This window comes from Streptomyces durbertensis (genome assembly GCF_014156695.1).
Classification (GTDB): domain Bacteria; phylum Actinomycetota; class Actinomycetes; order Streptomycetales; family Streptomycetaceae; genus Streptomyces; species Streptomyces durbertensis.
This window is the reverse complement of sequence record NZ_WMLF01000422.1, coordinates 1-4,732: the sequence shown is the minus strand read 5'-3', so window position 1 is coordinate 4,732 and position 4,732 is coordinate 1. Positions and strand designations below refer to the sequence as shown.

4 protein-coding genes and 1 pseudogene are annotated in these 4,732 nt (G+C 74.2%); 4 read left to right on the top strand and 1 reads right to left on the bottom strand.

Going from position 1 to position 4,732, the window contains the following annotated elements:
- Nucleotides 1–294 (top strand): annotated as a pseudogene (locus GL263_RS21815) (hypothetical protein); the annotation flags it as partial.
- A gap of 2 nt (nt 295–296) precedes the next feature.
- The gene (locus GL263_RS21810; RefSeq protein ID WP_182857445.1) at nt 297–1,835 is read left to right on the top strand and encodes a DUF5719 family protein; all 1,539 of its coding nucleotides are present in this window, start codon (nt 297–299) and stop codon (nt 1,833–1,835) included.
- Between the two features lie 98 nt (nt 1,836–1,933).
- Here the strand turns inward: GL263_RS21810 and GL263_RS21805 are convergent, their stop codons facing one another.
- On the bottom strand, nt 1,934–2,389 hold the full coding sequence (locus GL263_RS21805) for a metallopeptidase family protein (protein WP_182857444.1): 456 nt from the start codon (nt 2,387–2,389) through the stop codon (nt 1,934–1,936).
- 305 nt (nt 2,390–2,694) lie between these two features.
- Between GL263_RS21805 and GL263_RS21800 the strand changes: the two genes are divergently transcribed.
- On the top strand, nt 2,695–3,126 hold the full coding sequence (locus GL263_RS21800; protein WP_182857443.1) for a DUF3499 domain-containing protein: 432 nt from the start codon (nt 2,695–2,697) through the stop codon (nt 3,124–3,126).
- Nucleotides 3,127–3,267: 141 nt separating this feature from the next.
- A complete protein-coding gene (locus GL263_RS21795; RefSeq protein ID WP_182857442.1) occupies nt 3,268–4,626 on the top strand; it encodes a phosphomannomutase/phosphoglucomutase in 1,359 nt (452 codons plus the stop codon).
- Nucleotides 4,627–4,732 lie beyond the last annotated feature (106 nt).

Sequence of the window (4,732 nt, the reverse complement as noted above, 5' to 3'; positions counted from 1 at the left end):
GAACCCGGCACCGCCGGAGCGGCGGCCACCGGCGCGCCCGCGCCGCCCCCTCCGCCGGGGCCGCCCGCACCGCCGGCCCGGACCGGCGCGCCCACCGACGGCTACGGGTACCACCCGACCGGCTACCCCGACGCCCAGCCCGACGCAGCCCCGCAGTACCGGGACTGGGAGCAGCCGCCCGCCCCCGGCTACCACCCGGACGGCCACACCGCGGAACCCCGGGGCTACCCGCCGCCGCACCACAACCCGCATGATCCGGACCACGGCACGTACGACTACCGGAGCCAGCAGTGAGCCTGAACCGCACCGCCGTCAGCCTGCTCGCGGTCGGCACCGCGCTGGCCGCCCTGACCGGAGTCGCCGCGCTCAACGCGCCCGGCTCCGAGCCGGCCTCCACCGAGCGCACCTCCCGGCTGCCGGTGCAGCGCTCGACCCTGGTCTGCCCCCAGCCGGCCGCCTCCGACCTCGCCGAGACCGTCTACACGGCGTACTCGGCGCCGCACCCCGACGTCCGGCCCGGCGACGGCAAGCGCTCCGACACCGCCGGGCTGCTGCCCGCCGGACACACCCTCGAGGGCGGCGGCCAGGGCTCGGAGGACAAGGACGGGCGGCCGGCCAGGAAGCCGGACCCGGTGCTGCCGCTGAAGAAGCCGGGCACACCGGTGACCCACACCACCGACAAGGCCGACGCCCCCGCGCTCACCGGCTCGGCCGAGGGCGCGCTCGCCCCCGGCTGGACCGTCCAGCAGTCCACCACCATCAGCGCCGGTCCCGCCCGGGGGCTGCTCGGACTCAGCTGCACCGTGCCGGACACCGAGTTCTGGTTCTCGGGCGTCAGCACCGCCAAGGGACGGCACGACTACATCCACCTCACCAACCCCGACGACGCGCCCGCCACCGTCGACCTCCAGCTCTACGGCAAGGACGGCGAGCTGCGCTCGGAGAGCGGGACGGGCCTGAACATCCCGCCGGGCGCGACCGTGCCCGTGCTGCTGGCCACACTCACGCCCGAGCCGGTCACCAACGTCACGCTGCACGTGGCCGTGCGCATCGGCCGGGTGGGCGCCCAGGTCCAGGCGCTGGACGAGAAGCTCGGCAGCGACTGGATCACCCCGTCGCACGAGTCGAACGACCGCCTGGTGCTGCCGGGCATCCCGGCGGACGCCACGGCCGTACGGCTGGTGGCCTTCGCCACCGGCGACCGCGACGTGGAACTCGACGTCCGCTTCGCCGGCCCGAACAGCTCGATCTCGCCGGCCGGCAACGAGACCCTGCACGTCAAGAGCGGCATGACCGCGGCCGTCGACCTGCCCGACCTCACCCGCGGCGAGGCCGGCTCGCTGGTGCTGACGCCGTCCAAGGACAGTCCCAAGGGCACCGTCGTGGCCGCCCTGCGCGTCCTCCGCGGGAAGGGGAGCGAGCAGGAGACCGCTTTTGTCCCCGCCGTCGCGCCCGTCGTCGAGCGCACCACCGCCGCCGGCCACCAGGCCAAGGGCGGCGTCCTCTACCTGACGGCCCCGGGCGAGGCGGCCAAGGTGAAGGTGACCGCCTCGGCCGGCAGCGAGGGCGGCCGTCCGGCGAGCCGGGAGCTGCTGCTGAAGCCGGGCACCACCACCGCCCTCGACGACCTGCGCCCGGACGGGGTGAAGGGCACCTTCGCGTACACCGTCGAACGGCTCTCCGGAGGCCCCGTGCACGTCGCGCGGATGCTGGAGACCAAGGAGAGCGGAGCCGAGGACGTGCCGATGTTCAGCATCCAGGTGCTGCCGGACGACCGCAGCACCGTGGCGGTGCCGGGCGCGCGGCAGGACCTCACCGTGCTCGACGCCGGCTGAGGCCGCCCGGAGGCCGCCGGCCAGGGCTGAGTCCGGGGGCCGCCGGCCAGGGCGGGCGGCCGGGGCCCCGGCCTCGGGTCTGGCCCGGCGCTCCGCCCTCAGTCCTGGCCGTACTTCGGGTCGACGGACTCGGGGGAGAGGCCGAGCAGCTCCGCGACCTGCTCGACGACCACCTCGTGCACCAGCAGGGCCCGCTCCTCGCGGCTCTTGCTGCGCAGCTCCACCGGGCGGCGGTAGACGATCACGCAGTCCGGCCGGCCCCCGTGCGCGGGAACGAGGCGGCCGAGCGGCACGATCGCGGGCCCGTCCAGGCCGATGCGCTCCACGGGTCCGGGGGCCGGCACCTCCTGGACCACGAAGTACACCGACGCCAGCTGCGGCCACTGGCGCTCCAGCCGCTCGGCGGAGTCCCGGACGAGGCTGTCGAAGGACTCGGCGCGACTCATGGCGAGCGGCACCTGCGGCGGCGCGAGCGGCCCGCGCATGCCTCGGCCGTGACGGTCTCGGTGGCGCGCCCGGCCATGCGGCCGACCGGGCGGAACGGCGTTGCTCATCGCATCCGAGAGTAGCGCGACGGACCGTCAGACGAGCGGGCGTGCACACGCCCTGTGGACAACCGGTGTCGGCGGGAGTGCGGACGGTGCCGCCCGACGTCGGCACGTGCTCCGGTTCTGTCCCGCCGGATGGCGGTTTCTGACCGGATTCATGCGCTCGATGGCCGTATTCGGCCCGTTCTTGGAGGGGCGAGGGGTGGGGGCGCGGGCCTTGCAGTGACGATTCTGCACGTTCGCCCTGGTCGGCGCGGGTGGGCGTGTTCCGGGCTTTCCCGGCGAACCGGACGACACGGCCGGGTGACGTCGTGGAGAGTCATCGCAGCCCGTTCAAGAGTGCGGTACCGTCCAACGTCGTGAGCCCTGTACGTCGCTGTTCGCGCACCGCGTGCGGCCGTCCTGCCGTGGCGACGCTGACGTACGTCTACGCGGACTCGACGGCCGTCCTCGGCCCGCTCGCCACCTACGCCGAGCCTCATTGCTACGACCTGTGCTCAGAGCACTCCGAGCGGCTCACCGCTCCCCGCGGCTGGGAAGTGGTCCGTCTCGCGGTCGACCCGGGGCCCGCGCGGCCGAGCGGAGACGACCTCGAGGCCCTCGCCGACGCCGTACGCGAAGCCGCCCGCGCCCCCCGTCGGGCCAACAGGCGCACCTCGGCCGAACCCAGCGGCCGCGAGGTCGACCCCATAGAGGTCGCCAGACGCGGCCATCTGCGCGTCCTGCGTTCCCCCGACACCTGAGCCCGCGTTCCCGGAATCCGATGCGGGCACACCCGCGCCCGGCGGGCGCGCGCATCCGGCCAGCCGTGCCCGCGCCGCCCGGTCGGCGGTGGCCCGGCGGGTAGATTTGAGCCCTCTAACGGACATCAGGAGGGGTGGACTGTGCCCGACTTGTCACAGATCGTGAAGGCGTACGACGTCCGCGGGGTTGTCCCCGACCAGTGGGACGAGACGCTGGCCGAACTCTTCGGCGCCGCCTTCGTCAGGGTCACCCAGGCGTCCGCCATCGTCGTCGGACACGACATGCGACCGTCCTCCCCCGGCCTGGCGGCGGCCTTCGGCCGCGGCGCCGCCCGGCTCGGCGCGGACGTCACCGAGATCGGACTGTGCTCCACCGACCAGCTCTACTTCGCGAGCGGCAGCCTCGACCTGCCCGGCGCCATGTTCACCGCCAGCCACAACCCGGCCCAGTACAACGGCATCAAGATGTGCCGCGCGGGAGCCGCCCCCGTCGGCCAGGACACCGGCCTCGCCGAGATCCGCGACCTGGTCACGGAGTGGGCGGAGAACGGCCCGCCGCCCGCCGCCGCGACCGAGGGCACCGTGACCCGGCGCGACGTCCTCGCCGACTACGCCGCACACCTGCGAGACCTCGTGGACCTCACCGGCGTCCGGCCGCTGAAGGTCGTCGTCGACGCCGGCAACGGCATGGGCGGCCACACCGTGCCCACCGTCTTCGAAGGGCTCCCGCTGGACCTGGACCCCCTCTACTTCGAGCTCGACGGCACCTTCCCCCACCACGAGGCCAACCCCCTCGACCCGGCCAACATCGTCGACCTCCAGCGCCGCGTCCGGGAGACCGGCGCCGACATCGGCCTGGCCTTCGACGGCGACGCCGACCGCTGTTTTGTCGTCGACGAGCGCGGCGAGCCGGTCTCCCCGTCCGCGATCACCGCCCTCGTCGCGGCGCGTGAACTCGCCAAGCACGGCGGCGGCGCCGTCATCCACAACTGCATCACCTCCTGGTCGGTGCCCGAGGTCGTCAAGGAGGCCGGCGGCACGGCCGTCCGCACCCGCGTCGGCCACTCCTTCATCAAGCAGGAGATGGCCACCACCGGCGCCATCTTCGGCGGCGAGCACTCGGCCCACTACTACTTCCGCGACTTCTGGAACGCCGACACCGGCATGCTCGCCGCCCTGCACGTCCTCGCCGCCCTCGGCGGGCAGCAGGGCCCGCTCTCCGGACTGGTCGCCGAGTACGACCGCTACGCCGCCTCCGGGGAGATCAACAGCACCGTCGCCGACCAGGCCGCCTCCATGGCCGCCGTCGAGGCCGCCTACGCCAGCCGACAGGGCCTGGAGCTGGACCACCTCGACGGGCTGACCGTCACCGGCCCCGACTGGTGGTTCAACCTCCGTCCCTCCAACACCGAGCCGCTGCTGCGGCTCAACGTCGAGGCGAAGGACGAGGAGACCGTCAACCGGGTCCGCGACGAGGTCCTGAACATCGTCCGCGCCTGACCCCGACGGCGACCGGGCGACCTTCGCCCCGACCCCGTTCCACTCGACCGCGCCCCCGCCGAGCCCGCAGCCGGGCCCGGCGGGGGCGCGGCACCAGCTACGGCCC

Bases quoted from the DNA above. Each gene is read 5' to 3' on its own strand.
- GL263_RS21805 (WP_182857444.1), bottom strand. From the start codon at position 2,389: ATGAGCAACGCCGTTCCGCCCGGTCGGCCGCATGGCCGGGCGCGCCAC.